The organism is Pedobacter africanus (genome assembly GCF_040548825.1).
GTDB lineage: Bacteria > Bacteroidota > Bacteroidia > Sphingobacteriales > Sphingobacteriaceae > Pedobacter > Pedobacter africanus_A.
On the sequence record NZ_JBEPSL010000001.1, the window covers coordinates 1,988,885 to 2,007,051 of the forward strand.

18 protein-coding genes are annotated in these 18,167 nt (G+C 43.2%); 8 read left to right on the forward strand and 10 right to left on the reverse strand.

From position 1 onward, the window contains the following. Nucleotides 1-64 precede the first annotated feature (64 nt). A complete protein-coding gene (locus tag ABIE26_RS08230; protein ID WP_310138075.1) occupies nt 65-787 on the reverse strand; it encodes a hypothetical protein in 723 nt (240 codons plus the stop codon). Between the two features lie 100 nt (nt 788-887). On the opposite strand from ABIE26_RS08230, the gene ABIE26_RS08235 reads away from it, so the two are divergent. Beyond that, a complete protein-coding gene (locus ABIE26_RS08235; RefSeq protein ID WP_310138073.1) occupies nt 888-1,244 on the forward strand; it encodes a TfoX/Sxy family protein in 357 nt (118 codons plus the stop codon). A 67-nt stretch (nt 1,245-1,311) separates the two neighbouring features. After that, nucleotides 1,312-2,163 (forward strand): DUF808 domain-containing protein, encoded by an 852-nt coding sequence (locus tag ABIE26_RS08240; protein ID WP_310138070.1) that lies wholly within the window; start codon nt 1,312-1,314, stop codon nt 2,161-2,163. A gap of 13 nt (nt 2,164-2,176) precedes the next feature. On the opposite strand, the gene ABIE26_RS08245 is transcribed toward ABIE26_RS08240, so the two are convergent. Both ABIE26_RS08245 and ABIE26_RS08250 read right to left on the reverse strand, forming a co-directional pair. After that, on the reverse strand, nt 2,177-2,569 hold the full coding sequence (locus tag ABIE26_RS08245; RefSeq protein ID WP_310138069.1) for a DUF1801 domain-containing protein: 393 nt from the start codon (nt 2,567-2,569) through the stop codon (nt 2,177-2,179). A 46-nt stretch (nt 2,570-2,615) separates the two neighbouring features. Next, a complete protein-coding gene (locus tag ABIE26_RS08250) occupies nt 2,616-3,818 on the reverse strand; it encodes an MFS transporter (protein WP_310138066.1) in 1,203 nt (400 codons plus the stop codon). A 152-nt stretch (nt 3,819-3,970) separates the two neighbouring features. Here ABIE26_RS08250 and ABIE26_RS08255 point away from each other — a divergent pair, with 152 nt between their 5' ends. From ABIE26_RS08255 to ABIE26_RS08265, 3 genes are all read left to right on the forward strand, one after another. After that, nucleotides 3,971-7,834 carry a TIM-barrel domain-containing protein gene (locus ABIE26_RS08255; RefSeq protein WP_310138065.1) on the forward strand — a complete coding sequence of 1,288 codons (3,864 nt, stop codon included), beginning with the start codon at nt 3,971-3,973 and terminating at the stop codon, nt 7,832-7,834. A 112-nt stretch (nt 7,835-7,946) separates the two neighbouring features. After that, the gene (locus ABIE26_RS08260; protein WP_310138063.1) at nt 7,947-9,092 is read left to right on the forward strand and encodes a pyridoxal phosphate-dependent aminotransferase; all 1,146 of its coding nucleotides are present in this window, start codon (nt 7,947-7,949) and stop codon (nt 9,090-9,092) included. A gap of 18 nt (nt 9,093-9,110) precedes the next feature. Continuing rightward, on the forward strand, nt 9,111-9,959 hold the full coding sequence (locus ABIE26_RS08265; RefSeq protein ID WP_310138062.1) for a prephenate dehydrogenase: 849 nt from the start codon (nt 9,111-9,113) through the stop codon (nt 9,957-9,959). Here the strand turns inward: ABIE26_RS08265 and ABIE26_RS08270 are convergent, their stop codons facing one another. Beyond that, nucleotides 9,960-11,495, reverse strand: a complete 1,536-nt coding sequence (locus ABIE26_RS08270) for a SulP family inorganic anion transporter (protein ID WP_310138061.1) — start codon at nt 11,493-11,495, stop codon at nt 9,960-9,962. Continuing rightward, nucleotides 11,492-12,022, reverse strand: a complete 531-nt coding sequence (locus ABIE26_RS08275) for a GNAT family N-acetyltransferase (RefSeq protein ID WP_310138059.1) — start codon at nt 12,020-12,022, stop codon at nt 11,492-11,494. The genes ABIE26_RS08270 and ABIE26_RS08275 overlap by 4 nt, the downstream gene beginning before the upstream one ends. Nucleotides 12,023-12,054: 32 nt before the next feature. Here ABIE26_RS08275 and ABIE26_RS08280 point away from each other — a divergent pair, with 32 nt between their 5' ends. Both ABIE26_RS08280 and ABIE26_RS08285 read left to right on the forward strand, forming a co-directional pair. Further along, the gene (locus ABIE26_RS08280; protein WP_310138057.1) at nt 12,055-12,678 is read left to right on the forward strand and encodes a GNAT family N-acetyltransferase; all 624 of its coding nucleotides are present in this window, start codon (nt 12,055-12,057) and stop codon (nt 12,676-12,678) included. A 132-nt stretch (nt 12,679-12,810) separates the two neighbouring features. Beyond that, nucleotides 12,811-14,400 carry an ABC-F family ATP-binding cassette domain-containing protein gene (locus ABIE26_RS08285; RefSeq protein ID WP_310138054.1) on the forward strand — a complete coding sequence of 530 codons (1,590 nt, stop codon included), beginning with the start codon at nt 12,811-12,813 and terminating at the stop codon, nt 14,398-14,400. Here the strand turns inward: ABIE26_RS08285 and ABIE26_RS08290 are convergent. The 5 genes from ABIE26_RS08290 to ABIE26_RS08310 all read right to left on the reverse strand — a co-directional run bounded on the left by ABIE26_RS08290 (nt 14,392) and on the right by ABIE26_RS08310 (nt 17,036). Further along, complete coding sequence (locus ABIE26_RS08290; RefSeq protein WP_310138053.1) at nt 14,392-14,862, reverse strand: DoxX family protein; 471 nt, start codon at nt 14,860-14,862, stop codon at nt 14,392-14,394. The genes ABIE26_RS08285 and ABIE26_RS08290 overlap by 9 nt on opposite strands. Nucleotides 14,863-14,877: 15 nt before the next feature. Continuing rightward, nucleotides 14,878-15,411 (reverse strand): hypothetical protein, encoded by a 534-nt coding sequence (locus ABIE26_RS08295; RefSeq protein WP_310138051.1) that lies wholly within the window; start codon nt 15,409-15,411, stop codon nt 14,878-14,880. A 67-nt stretch (nt 15,412-15,478) separates the two neighbouring features. Beyond that, entirely contained in the window at nt 15,479-16,186 is a 708-nt protein-coding gene (locus tag ABIE26_RS08300; RefSeq protein WP_310138049.1) for a DUF4142 domain-containing protein, read from the reverse strand. Between the two features lie 56 nt (nt 16,187-16,242). Beyond that, entirely contained in the window at nt 16,243-16,467 is a 225-nt protein-coding gene (locus ABIE26_RS08305) for a CDGSH iron-sulfur domain-containing protein (RefSeq protein WP_310138047.1), read from the reverse strand. Between the two features lie 107 nt (nt 16,468-16,574). Beyond that, nucleotides 16,575-17,036 (reverse strand): DUF4268 domain-containing protein, encoded by a 462-nt coding sequence (locus ABIE26_RS08310; protein WP_310138045.1) that lies wholly within the window; start codon nt 17,034-17,036, stop codon nt 16,575-16,577. 81 nt (nt 17,037-17,117) lie between these two features. Here ABIE26_RS08310 and ABIE26_RS08315 point away from each other — a divergent pair, with 81 nt between their 5' ends. Continuing rightward, a complete protein-coding gene (locus ABIE26_RS08315) occupies nt 17,118-18,065 on the forward strand; it encodes a sugar phosphate isomerase/epimerase family protein (protein WP_310138043.1) in 948 nt (315 codons plus the stop codon). Nucleotides 18,066-18,167 lie beyond the last annotated feature (102 nt).

Genomic DNA, 18,167 nt, shown 5'->3' on the forward strand with positions numbered 1-18,167 from the left:
ATAAGAAAGGGGCTGCATCATTTACCTATGATACAGCCCCTTTCTTATTCCAATATAGCCTGATTTAACTCTTCAGTTTTATCACAGGCTTGCCGTTCACACATTCTATCTTTTCTACCTGCGTTTTGTTCGGAACATAATCAGCCGGCGCTTGCTCGGTAATAATCCTCGCTCTTAACCTGTTATAAAGCGATATCTTTTTCTTAAGTACCGAATAGTCCTTTGACCTGAGATAGGGTACATATTCTACGTTTCCTATTCTTTCTTTAATTAAAACGGTATAAGTCCAGTCTGCTGCACCAGTACAGGTCTGCGCGTCTATCATAGTTTTTATTTCCTGGTAAGTCTGATCGGCAAGTGGTTTCGCCTCTTCAATACTGATATTTTGGGAAGTGATCAGTTTCAGGTCAGAGGAATTACAGATTGTTTTTATAGGCTGCTCAGCTATCCAGTAAGACTCAAAGCAGGGATCAATAATAACCCCCTGTTTTACCATCGCATCGGTTTGTCTCCTCAGCAAATCAAAATAATCTTTTTTTAACTGCTCAAACCGGTCCAGGTCTGACGGCTTAACAAGATAATAAGATGCAGAACAGCCCTCAGAAATTTCTTTGACAGCAACATCGTTTAGCTGGGCGCAGGGTATACCTGTACTCAGTATTTTAATTTCATTCAGCTTGGCTTCGGCCATATTTCCCAGTTCAGTAACTGTAGGCCCTTCTTTCTTTTTACAGCTTACAAAAAATAAAACGGTTACGGCCAGAATAATAGTTAGTGGTTTGATCATACGAGTAGTGGTTTGTTTAATAGCTATACGTAACAAATTACGCAAACGCTACACATCGGCTCAAATTTATTACATTTGAAGCATAGCTTAACTCAAAACTATGGCCTACAATGAACAACTAGCTGATCGTGTACGCATCCTGCTCTCCAACCGTGAGGATGTGACGGAAAAGGAAATGTTTAGCGGAATATGTTTTATGGTGGATGATAAAATGTGCATCTGCGTTTCAGGTACAGAACTATTATGCCGCATTGGTGCAGAAAAAGTAGAAACAGTATTGGAAGAAGGCAACTGCAGGAATATGATGAGCAACGGCCGCGTGATGAAAGACTATGTTTATGTTGAAGATACAGCCTTTGATAACCAGAACAAACTAAAATACTGGGTAGACCTTTGCCTGGCCTTTAACCCGAAAGCAAGGTCCTCAAAGAAAAAAACCAAACCCGGCACATCATAAATTATCATCTTTTTTTCCCAATATCAGGTTTAAAGGATATTTTGCGGCCTTATTAGAGAAATAACATATGGCTTCAGGCATTTTTGCGATTTTAGACGATATAGCTGCCTTAATGGATGATGTTGCGGTAACAGCTAAAATTGCAACAAAAAAAACAGCGGGAATTTTAGGAGATGATTTAGCGGTAAACGCAGAGAAAGCAACCGGTTTCCTCTCTTCAAGGGAATTACCTGTACTGTGGGCAATTACCAAAGGTTCTTTCGTCAATAAATTGATTATTGTTCCGATTGCACTGCTGCTAAATGCATTTTTCCCGATTGCCATTAAGGTCATTCTGATCCTGGGAGGGGTTTACCTGGCTTATGAGGGTGTAGAAAAAATAATTGAATACTTCTTTCACCGTCAGAAAGAGGGCCATGAGGTAGTGGCTGAAATTAAACAGGACGGTAAGGATGCTGAAAAAGCAAAAGTAAAATCGGCCATCATGACTGATTTCATCTTGTCTATTGAAATTGTAATCATCGCCCTGGGAACAGTCCTTACTGAAAGCCTGAGCCTGCAAATCCTCACCGTATCTGTGGTTGCCTTGCTTGCTACAGTTGGTGTTTATGGTATAGTTGCTATAATTGTACGAATGGATGATGCAGGCTACAAACTGATCAAGAGCTCGGGCGACAAAGGCATATTAGCCGGTATGGGCCATATGCTGGTAAAATCACTGCCTGTCATCATCAGGATACTTGCCGTAGTAGGTACAATAGCCTTGATTTTGGTTGCTGGTGGTATATTTGCGCATAACATCGACTTTTTACACCATTTACTGCCCAATGTTCCCTCAATAATTAAAGAGACCCTGCTGGGTTTAATAGCAGGACTGGTTGCAGTGGGAATCGTAAAGGCCGTAAAAGCAATTTTTTAATGCTGACCTGCTGCTATTTCAAACGTAGCAGCGCACCTTTTCTTTTGATGAGGTTTTTGTAATCCCACTGTATTGCCCTGGATTTTTCAAGCCAGCGCTTCAGATCGGTTATATCAACCTCTTCGGCATTGGTGTAGGTTATGGAAGCATCTTTAAATTTACCCGTGTTTATTTTAAGCTGCTCCTCATCAAAATCGGCCCCGCTCCAGAACATCAAACGGATACCCGCTTTTAATTTACTGTACCCTACTGTAGGATTTCCATCTAAAAACCAAACAGGATGTGCATGCCATATTTTACTTTCTGCTTCAGTAAGGTTTCGGTTTATCGCTACAGCCAATTTGTTGCAGATTTCTTTATATACCTCAGACTGGGCATCATTATAAGCTTGTATATCAGTATTCATTGCGTCTTTTGTTAAATCCATACATAATTTGCTGCTATAAATTTAATCAATGTCTTTTATCCAGCAACCTGAATCCGTAGGCACACAGCAACAAAAGAAAAGCAATTCCTGCCCAAAGCCAGTTATAGCCCAGTTGCCTGGCAATGTAAAAGCCTGTTAGCGGCCCAACAACCTGGGCAACCGACCAGCTTAAGGTATAACCTGCGGCATACAATCCCCTGTTATACTCGTTGCTCCTGCTAACCACCACGGTATTGATAAAAGGCAGCACCAGCATCTCTCCTACGGTAAAAACAATCATCACCAGCACAGCTACACCTATATGAAAAATAAGCGGGATGCTCAGCAACAGGTATGAACTTGCAAAAAAAACAGCACCAATAATAATGAAGAACATGGGCGAACGTCTTTTTTCGATCCTGTTGATCATGATCATTTCGAAAAGTGCAATGACAGCCCCATTTATTCCCATAATAATTCCGATAGCAAACTCATCTATATGCCATTGTTCTTTAAAAAAGACGGGTACAACCCTGAACATCAAAAAGGCACAGGTAATAAATATGGTGGTCAGCAGAATGAACTTCACATAGAAAATGTCCTGCCAGGGCTTGGCAATAAACTGCCTGGTCCTGTTGTCTTTAGCCTTTTTAATGAAACCCTGAACTTTAGGCAAAAAGAACAGAATGGAAAGTCCAACCAGAATACTTACCGCCCCCTCTACAATAAACAGCAATTTGTAATTTATAGAGGCAATGATTCCGGCCATACTAATCCCGACAGACCAGCCTATATTGGTAGCCAGCCTGTTTAAGGAATAGGACCGTGTGGTGGTACCTTCTTTTGCATAGGAAACTACAGCAGTAAAGTTTGCCGGCCTGAAAGCATCAGAAAAAAAACTGATGACCACAGTTAAAACACAAAGGGTAGAAAAATGGGTAATGGTAGAAAAAAGGATAAACAGAATTCCCCCGATTATGGATGAAAGGATCTGTACGGGCCTGAAACCAATGAGATCTGTCAGCTTCCCCCCCATTGCAGAACCCAAAATGGAACCTATACCAAACAGCGTAATGATTAACCCGGCATCTACTTCAGAACGGTGCAGGCTCTGGGTTACATATAACCCCATAAAAGGCACCGCCATGCTTCCGCAGCGGTTAAACATCATTACTATACTCAGCAGCCAGGTCTCGCGACTTAAACCGCTAAAGGAAGTTTTATAGGTATGGAGTATAAGTTTAAGCATTATTCAATTTCAGGAATGCAAATCTAGCCAAACAAGATGGATTATTCCTGCTCCTGACCGGCTTTGCAAACGTTTGCGCGCTATTTATACAATTTTCCGACAATGCTTCCTTTCTGTATTGTATAACTTTACCTCAGAAGAACACAATCAACATGAAACCACTTTTTAGACCTAAACTAAAATGTACCGCTACGCTATTGCTGGCGATTCCTTTAATAATGGCAGGCACAAGCAGCATTGCTCAGCAAAAAACAACCGCAGCACAACATACCACACCGGAAAGCCAGAAGGCAATCAGTGCAAAGAAAATCAGTCCGACCCTAATTGAAGTATTGCTTTCCAATAAGCAGAAAATGCTGGTAGATTTTTATGGTGATAACATATTCAGATTGTTTCAGGACAATTCGGGCGGAGCCATGAGAGATCCGGAAGCAAAACCCGAAGCAAAAATATTGGTAGCTGATCCGAGAAAACCTGTTGCTAAACTAAACGTGTCGGAGGATGCCAGTCTGATTACCATAACAACACCTAAGGTTAATATTCAGATAGACAAAAATACCACCCTGCTTAAAGTAATTAATCCGCTTAGCCATACTGTTGCCATAGAGAGTATTGCTCCGGTTAAATTTGACACAAAAGCAGTCGCGCTAACCTTAAAAGAAAACCCACAGGAATATTTTTATGGCGGTGGTGTGCAAAATGGCCGATTTTCTCATAAAGGAAAGGCTATTGCCATAGAAAACCAGAACAGCTGGACAGATGGTGGTGTAGCCTCGCCTACTCCTTATTACTGGTCGTCTAACGGATATGCTATCTTATGGAATACCTTTAAAAAAGGCAGGTACGATTTTGGGACCAAAGAAAAAGGAACGGTTAAACTGTCACATGAGACAGCCTACCTTGATGTGTTCATCATGATAAACAACGGTGCAAAAGCACTTCTGAACGACTTTTATCAGCTTACCGGGAACCCGGTGCTGCTGCCTAAGTTTGGTTTTTACCAGGGGCACCTCAACGCTTACAACAGGGATTTCTGGAAGGAAAATGAAAAAGGGATTTTATTTGAAGACGGGAAACGTTACCAGGAAAGCCAGAAAGACAACGGCGGTATAAAGGAATCTTTAAACGGTGAGAAAAACAATTACCAGTTCTCTGCCCGCGCAGTGATAGACCGCTATAAAAAGAACGACATGCCTTTTGGCTGGCTGCTGCCTAACGATGGCTATGGAGCCGGATACGGACAAACGGAAACGCTGGATGGAAATATCGGGAACCTTAAAAGCCTGGGCGACTATGCCCGAAAAAACGGGGTTGAAATTGGTTTATGGACCCAGTCCGATCTTCACCCTAAAGCCGGCATCAGTGCACTCCTGCAACGGGATATCATTAAAGAAGTAAAGGATGCAGGTGTAAGGGTATTGAAAACCGACGTGGCCTGGGTAGGCGCAGGTTATTCTTTTGGGCTTAACGGTGTAAGCGATGTGGCCCAGATCATGTCACAGTATGGAAACAACAGCAGGCCGTTCATCATTTCACTGGACGGCTGGGCAGGTACACAAAGGTATGCAGGTATATGGTCTGGCGACCAGACCGGAGGCGTTTGGGAATACATACGCTTCCACATTCCAACTTATTTAGGCTCCGGCTTATCCGGGCAGCCCAATATCACCTCCGATATGGACGGCATTTTTGGCGGTAAAAACCCGGTCATCAATACCAGGGATTTTCAGTGGAAAACCTTTACCCCTATGCAGCTCAATATGGATGGCTGGGGAAGTAACGAAAAGTATCCTCAGGCATTGGGCGAACCTGTAACCTCTATTAACCGTACCTATTTAAAACTCAAATCGGAATTGATGCCCTACGCCTACAGCATTGCCAAAGAAGCGGTTACGGGTTTACCGATGATCAGAGCGATGTTCCTCCACTACCCAAATACCTACACCATGGGTACGGCAACCCAATACCAATTCCTCTATGGTCCTTATTTTCTGGTAGCACCGATATACCAGGCTACCAAGGCAGACGATAAAGGCAATGACATCCGTGATGGAATCTATTTACCTGAAGGAGTTTGGATCGACTACTTTACCGGAGAAAAATATAAAGGCAACTGCATCCTGAATAACTTTGATGCACCCCTGTGGAAACTACCTGTTTTTGTGAAAGCAGGTGCCATTATTCCAATGGCAAACCCAAATAATAATGTCACCGGGATCAATAAAAAGCTCCGTACTTATGAAATCTATCCCTTAGGGAAAAGCGCATTCACGGAATACGACGATGACGGAACAACTGAGCAATACCGTTCTGGGAAAGGGGTATCGACCTTCATTACCGCTGAAGTTGACCAAAAGAGCCTTGCAACCATTACCATACATACGGCTAAAGGTAACTTCAATGGCTTTGTAAAACAGAAAACTACAGCTTTTAAAATCAACTTAACAGCAAAACCATCAAGCATTTCAGCTAAAATAGGTAAAGCCAAAGTTAACCTTACAGAAGCCAGATCAATGGCCGAATTCCTGAGGAAAGAAAACACCTATTTCTACGATGCCGCGCCTGATTTAAACAACTTTGCAACAAAAGGTAGTGAATTTGAAAAAGTGGCCATCACCAAAAACCCTCAGCTTTTGGTAAAACTGGGCCCAACGGACATTACCGTAAATAGCGTTACCCTTGCCGTAGCAGGTTTCAAATATGAGCCGGCAGACCGGCAGCGTAACTCTTCAGGAAAGCTGACAGCCCCTACGAATGCCCGCGTTCCGGACAACAATACCGAGGCCTATACTTTGAAACCCAGCTGGGAAAAGGTTGAGCATGCAGATTTCTACGAAATAGATTTCAATGGCATGCATTATACTACAATTAAGGATACTGCCCTGTTATTTGATGGGCTTGCTGCCGAAACCGGATATACTTTCAAATTGAGGGCGGTAAATAAAGATGGACATTCTGAATGGACTGAAATTAAAGCTACGACAAAATCCAATCCGCTTGAATTTGCCATTCAGGGCATTACTGCCGAAACAACAGCACAAAACCAGTCATCGTCAGAAATTGATAAACTGTTCGACTTTGATGAAGGAAACCTGTGGCACACCAAATGGGGTACCAAATCTGTTCCTTTTGACCTGGTTATAGACCTGAAAGCCATCAGCCAGCTGGATAAATTCCATTACCTGCCACGTACCGGCAGAGGCAACGGTACCCTGCAAAAAGGAAAGGTTTCTTATAGCAACAACAAGACAGACTGGACCGCGGCGGGCGACTTCGAATGGCAGGCCAATGATAAGGTTAAAGTGTTCAATTTCAGCAATCATCCATCTGCCCGATATGTTAAAATTGCTATTGACAGTGCCGTAGGAGGCTTTGGTTCGGGCAGGGAGTTGTACGTTTTTAAAGTACCAGGTACAGAAAGCTATCTTCCGGGAGACATCAATAACGACAGGATGATTGATAAAAATGACCTCACATCGTACACCAACTATACTGGTTTAAGAAAAGGTGATGCCGATTTTGAAGGTTATATCAGCAATGGTGATATCAATAAAAACAACCTGATTGATGCCTACGATATTTCGGTGGTGGCTACTCAGCTTGAAGGAGGCACAGGCAACAATAAAACCGATGGGCTAGCTGGTAAACTGGAAATAAGCACTGCCCTGCAAAATTACAATAAAGGTGAAATTATTGAGGTTAAAGTGAAGGGAATTGGCCTTAGCTCTGTAAATGCGCTAAGTTTTGCCCTGCCTTACAACCAGCAGGATTATGAATTTGTGTCTTTACAGTCATTAAACATGAAACAGATGGAAAACCTGACCTATGACAGGTTGCACACAAACGGCGCCAGGGCATTATACCCTACTTTCGTAAATCTGGGCAAAAAGGAAACCTTATCTGGTGATAATGATCTGTTTATCTTAAAATTAAAAGCAAAGCGTAACCTAAAATCTGAGCTTAAAATAACGGATGGGATTCTGGTTGACAGCAGGCTGAATGCCGTTAAATTCTAAACACAGAAAATATTTGACATTAATCTATCTAATTGTTCAATATTTTATAAATTTAGAAAATTATTTCCGTGATAATTACGAATATCATACCGAGGGATAACAAAGTTTAATCATGATTGCAAAAAGACTGGAGGGTATTAGCGAGTATTACTTCTCCCAAAAACTGAGGGAGATAGATTCCCTCAATAAAGAAGGAAAAAACATCATTAACCTGGGCATTGGCAGTCCCGACCTTCCACCGCATCCTGAGGTGATCAGGACACTGCAGGAAGAGGCTGTAAAACCAACTGTGCATGGCTACCAGGGCTATAAAGGTATTCCGGCATTGCGGCAGGCCTTTGCCGATTGGTACCGGCAATGGTACAGGGTTGACCTTAATCCGGATACAGAAATACTACCGCTTATCGGTTCAAAAGAAGGTATAGTGCACATATGCATGACCTACCTGAACGAAGGCGATGAAGCGCTGATCCCCGATCCGGGCTACCCTACCTATGCCAGCGCAGTTAAACTGGCGGGCGGTAAAGCTGTTCCCTATCAGTTGCACGAAGCGCTAAACTGGTCTCCAGACCTGGAAGCCCTTTCGGCCAGTGATCTGAGTAAAGTAAAACTGATGTTTGTGAATTACCCGCATATGCCTACCGGCAGACAAGCCGGCCCTGGTTTATTCGAAAAACTGATCGGCTTTGCCAAACAACACCAGATCCTGCTGGTACACGATAACCCCTATAGTTTTATCCTGAATGACCGTCCCCTGAGTTTGATGGAGTTGCCCGGTGCCAAAGAGGTAGTACTGGAGCTGAACTCCCTGAGCAAATCGCACAACATGGCCGGTTGGCGCATAGGAATGCTTTGTGCAGCTAAAGAACGGATTGAAGAAGTACTCAGGTTTAAAAGCAATATGGATTCCGGTATGTTTATGCCGATGCAGCTGGCAGCAGTAAAAGCACTGGGGCTGGGTAGTGACTGGTACAAACACATCAACAGCATTTATGCCGAACGCAGAACCAAAGTATACCATATTCTTGATATATTGGGCTGCAGCTATGCATCAGATCAGGTAGGCCTTTTTGTATGGGCAAAAATACCGGCACACTATGCCGATGCCTACGCCCTTAGCGATGAGGTTCTTTATGGATCGAATGTTTTCCTGACCCCCGGAGGTATATTCGGCAGCCAGGGCAACAGGTACATCAGGATCAGTCTTTGCGGCGACCTGTCGAGATTTGAAGAGGCGATGAAGCGCATCAGTAAATAATATTAAACGCATAACATAATGAAAATAGCAGTAGTCGGCCTCGGACTCATAGGAGGTTCCATGGCTTTGGTGTTGAAGCAGAAAGGCTTTGCCACAAAGGTGTATGGTGTGGATAATCAGGAAGCACACACACAGAAAGCGCTGGAGCTGGGAATTGTAGATGAAATAGCCGATCTGGACAAGGCGGTTGCAGCAAGCGATCTGATCATTCTGAGCGCTCCTGTAAGTGCCTGTGCTGCGTTGTTACCTGGTATACTTGATCAGGTGCAGCACCAGATTATTTTGGATACAGGGTCGACTAAAATGTCGCTGCTTGAGGCAGCCAGTGGCCATGCCAAAAGAGGCAGATACATTGCCACCCACCCGATGTGGGGTACCGAGTTTAGCGGACCCGAAGCTGCAACTGAGCTGGCCTTTACTGGCAGGGCCAACGTAATCTGTAATGCAAACGAAAGCGATAAAGACGCACTGGAAACTGTAGAACAGCTGTATGCGTTGCTGGGCATGTACAATGTGTATATGGATGGGAAAGATCATGATGTGCACGTAGCTTATGTGAGCCACATTTCACACATCACCTCTTTTGCCCTGGCCAACACCGTTCTTGAAAAGGAGAAAGAAGAAAACGCAATTTTTGAACTGGCCAGTGCCGGTTTTGAAAGTACAGTAAGGTTGGCAAAAAGTAGCCCGGCCATGTGGGTACCTATATTTCAGCAAAACAAAGAGAATGTACTCGATGTATTGAATGAACACATCACCCAGCTCAGGAAATTCAAGTCATGCATAGAAAAAGAAAACTGGGCTTACCTTTCTGAGTTGATGGAGCACGCAAACAAGATCAGAAACGTGCTGGACCGTAAGGCTTAATCAGCTGCCAGCCACATTGTATTGAGGATCTTCAATGATGTTGACTTCAATAACTGATTCAGCATTTTTCAGCAGCCTTTTACAATCGGGGCTCAGGTGTTTCAGCTGCAGCTTTTTTCCGGCTTTGGCATAACGCTCCGTAAGTTTGTTCAAAGCATCGATACCCGACATGTCTGCAACCCTGCTGTCTTTAAAGTCAATAACAACAAGCAAGGGGTCTTCAGCTACATCAAATTTTTCATTGAAAGCGGTAACAGAAGCAAAAAACAGCGGCCCATAAATTTCATAGTGTTTAATACCTGTTGTTTCATCTATATATTTCCTGGCACGGATTCTTTTGGCACTTTCCCAGGCAAACACCAATGCTGAAATGATAACACCAATGAGTACCGCCAGTGCCAGGTTATGAAGGTAAATGGTAATCAGTGCAACCAGGATGCCTACAAATACATCTTGCTTCGGCATTTTATTGATGATCCTGAAGCTTGCCCATTCAAAGGTACCTACGGCTACCATAATCATTACCCCTGTTAATGCAGCCATTGGGACGCGGTCTATGACAGGGGCCCCAATTAAAATTATTAAAAGAATGGTAACTGAAGCAATGATTCCTGATAGCCGGGCCCTTGCCCCTGCAGACAGGTTAACCAATGTCTGGGCAATCATAGGACAGCCGCCCATGCCCAAAAAGAAACCATTGGCAATATTAGCAGCTCCCTGCGCAATACTTTCCCGGTTGCCATCTCCTCTTGTAGCTGTAATCTCATCTACTAGGTTTAATGTCAGTAAGCCTTCCGTAAGCCCAACCCCGGCCATAATCAGTGCGTAGGGAAAAATTACCTGTAAAGTCTCCAGGTTAAAAGGTATGGCCGGAATGTGAAATGATGGGAAGCCACCATTAACTGATGCGATGTCTTTCACCGTTTTGGTATCAATATTAAAGCCAAGTACCAGCAAAAAAACAATGATAATGGCTACAAGTGACGGTGGCACTGCTTTGGTGATACGCGGAAAAACAATTACGATAGCTATGGTAAGCGCCACAAGCGCAGCCATGATATATAAAGGACTGCCGCTAAGCCAGACTGGCGCGCCGTTTACCCATGTTTTAAACTGCTCCAGCTGCGCCATAAAAATAACCACGGCCAGTCCGTTCACAAAGCCGTACATCACCGACTGCGGTACCAGCCTGATGAACTTTCCCAGTTTAAATGCCCCCACCAGGATCTGGATCATACCAGCCAAAGCTACTGCCCCAAACACATATTCAATGCCGTGCGACTTCATCAATGCAATAAGTACAATTACCGTAGCACCGGCACCTCCCGAAATCAAACCCGGCCTGCCACCAAAAACAGAAGTAATCAGCCCCATGATAAAAGCCGCGTACAAACCCGCAAGTGGGGGAAATCCAGCGAGTATGGCAAAAGACAAAGACTCCGGCATCATCGTCATCGCTACAGTGAGCCCAGCCAGAATTTCGTTTTTATAATTGATTTTTTGCTTAAAGTCGAACAGGTTAAAATAAGCTTTCATCTCCAGTCTTCCCGCTTTATTTCAAACCAGTCGCAAAGTATTCCTTCATGGGTAATACGGTCTGTTATCTTAAGCCCCGATTTGAGCAGCGCATTTATCGAACCCTTGTTTTCTACATTAGCCATGGCATAAACCGCCTCTACATTAAGTTGTTCAAATGCATATTTCAAAGATGCCTTTGCCGACTCCGTTGCCAATCCCTTACCCCAAAATCTCCGCAATAACCGGTACCCTACATCATAATAGTTGGTATAGCCGTTTACCCTGTCAGTCCTGAACTTCAATCCGCCCCATCCGGCAAATTCGTTGGTGGTCTTATCTACAATAGCCCATCGGCCAATACCAAGCTCTTTATATTGCTGCCTGATAAAATTGATGCTGTCGATAGCATCGGCTATTGTCCTGGCCGGTGCAGAACCGAGATACCTGTGCACTTCCGGATCGGCCTCCATTTCAAACATCGCCGCGGCATCTTCCAAAACAATTTCCCGCAACAGAATACGATCGGTTTCTGCATAAATCTTCATAAGCGCAAATTTACTAGCTTTGAGGTATGAATATGAAAATATTACAAGGAAATTTTGTAAGGCTGGAGCCCCTGAACCATAGCCACACAGATGGTTTAACCGAAGCTTCGGCCGGAAACGAATTGTTGTTTAAATGGACTCCGGTTCCGCAAGGCAAGGCGGCTGTAACAGATTATATCAATACTGCGTTAAAAATGAAAAGTTCCGGTACTTCCGAACCCTTCGCTATTATAGGAAGCGACGGGATGATAAAAGGCTCTACCCGCTTTTGGAACATGGAGTACTGGGCCTGGCCCGAAGGACATCCGCGACATGGAAACAAAAAACCTGATGTATGTGAAATCGGTCATACCTGGCTAACTCATACCGCAATACGCACAGGCATCAATACAGAGGCCAAATTGCTGCTGCTGACCCATGCTTTTGAAACCTGGAATGTATTGCGTGTTTGCCTCCATACAGACGTCCGTAACGAGCGTTCGCGTGCAGCCATTGAGCGCATAGGCGGAAAACTGGAAGGAATACTCAGGGCGCAAAAAATGAGCGCAGATTTTAAATCCAGGGATTCGGCACGCTATTCAATTATCATAGAAGAATGGCCTGAGGTGAAAGAAAACCTGATTTTATTGCTGAAATCCAGAAATAGTACAACATAAGTTTAACTTTTATTATCTTTGCCCCGTAAACAATACAAAACTAAATGTAGGATATAATTTCTTTCAGAAAAATAAACAGGATTGCCCATAACAGGCAATCTTTCATTTGTTCACCTGTTAAAGAAAGAAATTATGCTTATTCTTCAAGACCTTACCTATATACATCTCAATAAAGATTTATTGTTTACTGATTTAAATTTTATCGTAAACAAGCAAGATAAAATTGCCTTAATAGGCAACAATGGCTCCGGAAAATCTACACTGCTGAAGATTCTGGCTGGAGAGCTATACCCCTCGGCCGGACTGGTAAAAAATAATCCTAAACCTTATTATATCCCGCAGGTTTATGGTCAGTTTAATGATTACACCGTAGCCCATGCGCTCCAGATTAACGATAAGCTTCAGGCATTGCATGCTATTCTGAATGGAAACATCACCGAAGAAAACCTGAGCCTGCTCAATGATGACTGGGCTCTGGAAGAACGCTGTCAGAAAGCCCTTGACTATTGGGGCCTTCAGGGGCTGGAATTAACCCAGAAAATGGAAACGCTGAGCGGCGGTCAGAAAACAAAAGTATTTTTGGCAGGAATTATGGTAAACCGCCCCGAAACCATATTGATGGACGAGCCAAGTAATCATTTGGATACCGCCGCCAGAAACATGCTGTATGATTACATCAACCATACAAAAAACACTTTAATTGCAGTAAGTCATGACCGCACATTACTAAACCTTTTGAATGTGGTTTATGAACTGGGTAAATCCGGGGTCACCATATATGGCGGAAATTATGATTTCTATGTTGAACAGAAAAACATAGAAACTGCAGCACTGAACCAGGATTTAAAAAGCAAAGAAAAGTCCCTGCGCAGCGCCAGGGAAATAGAAAAAGAAGCTTTGGAAAGGCAGCAGAAACTGGATGCAAAGGGAAAGAAAAAGCAGGAAAAAGCCGGTCTTCCAACCATAGTAATGAATACGTTAAGAAACAAAGCCGAGAACAGTACTTCTAAAATGAAAAGTGTCCATGCTGAAAAGGTAAACAATATTGCCTCGGAACTTACCCAATTGCGTAGTACACGTGCGGAGAGTGGAAAAATGAAAATGAACTTCGACAATTCGGCCCTCCATACCGGAAAGATCCTGATCGATGCAAAAGACATTAATTTTGGATATACCGACCGCCCTCTTTGGAAAAAACCCTTAAACTTTCAAATCAATGCTGCCAGACGCATCCTTATTAAAGGCTTAAACGGCTCGGGAAAAACTACTTTAATTAAAATACTGCTGGCTCAGCTACAACCGGTCTTCGGCACCATTCAACGGGCAATGTTCAATGCGGTTTATATTGATCAGGATTATTCTTTAATAGACAACAGGCTTACAGTTTATCAGCAGGCCGAAAAATACAATACCGGCGTACTTCAGGAGCATGAAATAAAAATCCGTTTAAACAGGTTTCTCTTTACATCAGACTATTGGGATAAGCCCTGCAGCGCACTGAGCGGAGGTGAAAAAATGAGGCTGATGCTTTGTTCACTCACCATCAGCAACAAGGCCCCAGACATGATCATACTGGATGAACCTACAAACAACCTGGATATTCAGAACATTGAAATACTAACCACAGCAATTAATGAATACCAGGGTGCGCTACTTGTAGTATCTCATGATGCACATTTCCTGAAAGACATCCATATAGAACAGGCTATTGAATTAACCTGAGCTTCTTTTATGATTTTTTATCGTCGAAAAATAAATCCATGCGATAAAAAACAATTGTAAAGGAATCCTGAACCATAGATATCCGGTACCAGTGCCTTGATAGTTGGCCTTGTACATATCGATGTGCTCCATGGCAGCTTTAACATTTGAAGGCAGGATAAGTACAAAAAAGAGGATCAGCAGCCAGGCCGTAAGCACCCTTAGTTTTGGGAGCTGCAGGCCAATGGCTGCTGCAATCTCAATAATCCCGGTCAGATAAACCATCTCTATTTTGAAGGGGATAAAATCGGGAACCATCATACTCATCCCCCGGGCAAACATAAAATGCCCCAATGCTGTAAACAACAACATAACCGACATTCCTATTCTTGCACCAGCCGGCAGATGATATTCACGGCTCATGATTTTAATCACAAGCGCTGCAATACCCGTTGAAATAAACAATACAACTAATACATTCATAATTCTAAATTTCTGCTAGTTCATTTGCGGAAGCGGCAACAGATATTCTTCCATATGGGCTTTATTAAACCGGTTAAAGGCGCTCATAAATATTTTGTAGTCCTGATTGGAAACGGGAAGCGAAGTCTGGTAAAGATTAACAGGTTGTAAGCGTTCATCAGTAGACTCAAATATCAGTTTCATGGCCTGGTTACCGGCTTGAAAATTCTCATGGAAGGGTATCACCCTCAGGGTTTTGGTAATACTTACAGTTCTTAAAGGCATTTTAATGAAGCCATAAAATTGCTGATATGTTAAAGTATGCTTTTTCAAAATGATCGTTTCCGATCCATAAAGGTTCCAGAGTGAGTATCGGAACAGCAAAACCTCCATTACAGCAATGAATAAAGTAATTACACCTATATTCCCTATAAAGAAAAGTACCACCACAGCGATCAATAAAATATTCAATGCATATAAAAAAATCTTCCCGGCGGGGGAAGATACCACAGTTATCGTAGTTTTTATAGCATTATCACCCTCCTCAATAGTAAAACGCCCTGCTTTCATAAAGTTGTAAATTACCTTACAAAGCTAGCAAATCATTGGCATAATGCCGAAAATAGAAGGTTTTAAATCAGTTTTTCTGCTTTGGGCTAACCACTTTTGTCAGCTCACGGGCATCTTCCAGCTGTTTCTTCGCCAGGGGCAGGTAGGTCGTTCCAAATTTTTTCAGGCCATCGTCTTTAGACTCCCCCGCTACGGTAAGCAGCAATATCAGGTCCTGATGACCTGCTATCATCGCCTGAACATAGTCGAAATCACTTTTTGCTACTGCAGATCCGGCTTCAGGACCATTCTGACTACGGACTGCCTGCGCTGCCAGGAGCTTCTTAAGCTGACTTTGGGCTCCCTCATATTCTTTTAAAATCGCCTCAGCATAATTCCTGATCTTTTCCTTTCCCGTGCTTTTTACGATGCTGCCGCTCATACCTACGATTCCGTTCTGTCGCTCCGAAATCCGGTCCATCAGTTCTTCGTCGCTTAAACCCGAAAGCTTACGCTCGGAAATTTTGACAGCTACATTTGCTTTTGCAATTGCGCTATTGGCAATACTGGTTGCACTTTCTTCAGAACCTGCCCCATTCGACCGGCCAATCCCAGGGGTAAGTCCATCGCCACTTGCATTGATCACTCCCCTGCTTGGGTTCTTGATGGTAGGCGTAACGCCGGTTATTGCCGGCTTACGTTTCTGCTCACCATCTCTTGAGGGGTTCCTGGATGCGCAGGAACCAAACAGGCAAATAACAAGGCTCAAACCGGTGAATAGCTGAAAACGCTTCATAACTGTACATTTATTAGTTATTAGAACTACAAAAACAATGCGAGAATGTTTGGAAGTTAAACCTTTTTAGGTGGAAGCTCAAAAGCAATGGCTTCATGCTCAAAGTGGCCGTTATGGGAACCATCACAAAAAGGCTTATTTTTAGAAAGTCCGCAACGACAGATAGACAACACGGTTCTTCCCTGTAATCCATAGGCATTGCCATTTCTATCCACGATTTCGAAATCACCTTCTATTTTTACCGATCCGTTGTTGTTAATTGTAAGTTTTGTTTTTGACATTTGATTTTTAATTTCCCGCAAAACTAGAACAATACCGAAACAGTTTAGCATATGATTTTAGTTTAGAAACGTTATAACTAACCTTAAAAACTGAGCAGCCGCCCCTTCTAATTAAACAAATCAAAGCCATATTTTGCATCGCTCCAAAACTCATCAAGCGCAATGATGCGGGGTTTAAAAAAAGAAATAAGTGCGGGCCAGTCTTCTTTTCTAAAAATACTTACACCTTCGGTTTTCTGGCAAATCCTGCTTACCATCTTCCCATGTTCCCCGGTTACATGCAGTTCCCAGCTCCACACTTCTCCCAATTCAAGCTCCAGCATCTTCCTGTATTCTTTAAACTGCTCAAAAACCAATTCCTGCATACCTGCATCCGGATGGGCAATTTCTATAGCAATAGCAGCACCCCGGCCATCGGCCTGCATTTTAAAAAAAATATGTTTGATGCCGGTCTTGTAATTGATCCAGTTTATTTTTACCCCCTCTGCCGAAGGTTGCGGCGCGATATACTGCCCAAATGTAGTCCAGAATGTCTGTCTGAGTTGCGAAGCCTGATCTTTTGAATACAAAATCTGTAGTTTTAAACCAACAAAGATCATTAATTAGGCCGACATATTGCCACTCTAAGTTCTCTTTGATATCTTTAGGAAATGAACCCAACTATTTCCCGTAAAGATTTCATCAGGTATTCGCTTATCGCCGCGGCGGCTTTACCAACAGGTCTCTCAGCCTTTGGCGCACCGATAAAAAAAAGTCTGCCCGACAACAAGTTGAGCATCAGTATATTTTCAAAGAACCTGCATTGGCTGAACTATAAGGACATGGCAAAGCTTGCAGCAAAAATGGGCTTTGATGGGATAGACCTCACCGTTAGGCCGAAGGGCCATGTATTACCTGAAAAGGTTAAAACCGACCTGCCGCTTGCTGTTGAGGCCATAAGAAATGAAGGTCTGGAAGTATTCACCATGACAACAGATATCAAGGCTGCAGATGAAAAGTATACAACAGATGTTTTAAAAACGGCTTCTGCACTGGGCATCAAAAATTACAGGATGGGCTGGTATCCCTATCCCAATGATGGGGATCCTGCAGCTAGCATAGGACAGTTTAAAAAACAACTGGCGGAGCTTGCGGTCCTAAATGAACGCTATAACATTCATGGCGATTATCAAAATCATACCGGCCTGTTTGGCGGCTCGTTATGGGACCTGTGGCTGGCCATCAAAGACCTGGATCCAAAATGGATTGGCTGCCAGTTTGATGTAAGACATGCAACTGTGGATGGTGCTAAAGCCTGGCCAAACGGCTTTAAATTGCTGCACAGGCATATCGGTTCTATGCCCATCAAAGATTTTTACTGGCTAAAGGAAAATGAAAAATGGATCACGCGCAATGTCCCTCTGGGTGAGGGAATGGTCGACTTCAAACAATTTTTTCAGCTGCTGAAAAAATACAACATCGCAAAACCTATCTCCCTTCATTATGAATATCCGCTGGGAGGTGCCGAATCGGGTGCGACTAAACTCAGCATGTCAGAACAGGAGGTCATCCGGCATATGGAGGCCGACCTGAAAACATTAAAATCCTGGCTGGCATAAATCGTCCATCTGGGTATTTCAGGTTAATGTAAAATTAGCCTGCCAACTGCTTTTTTATTACAATTTCATGTTTCAAAATGGACGGCTACCGTTTTTTGAAAG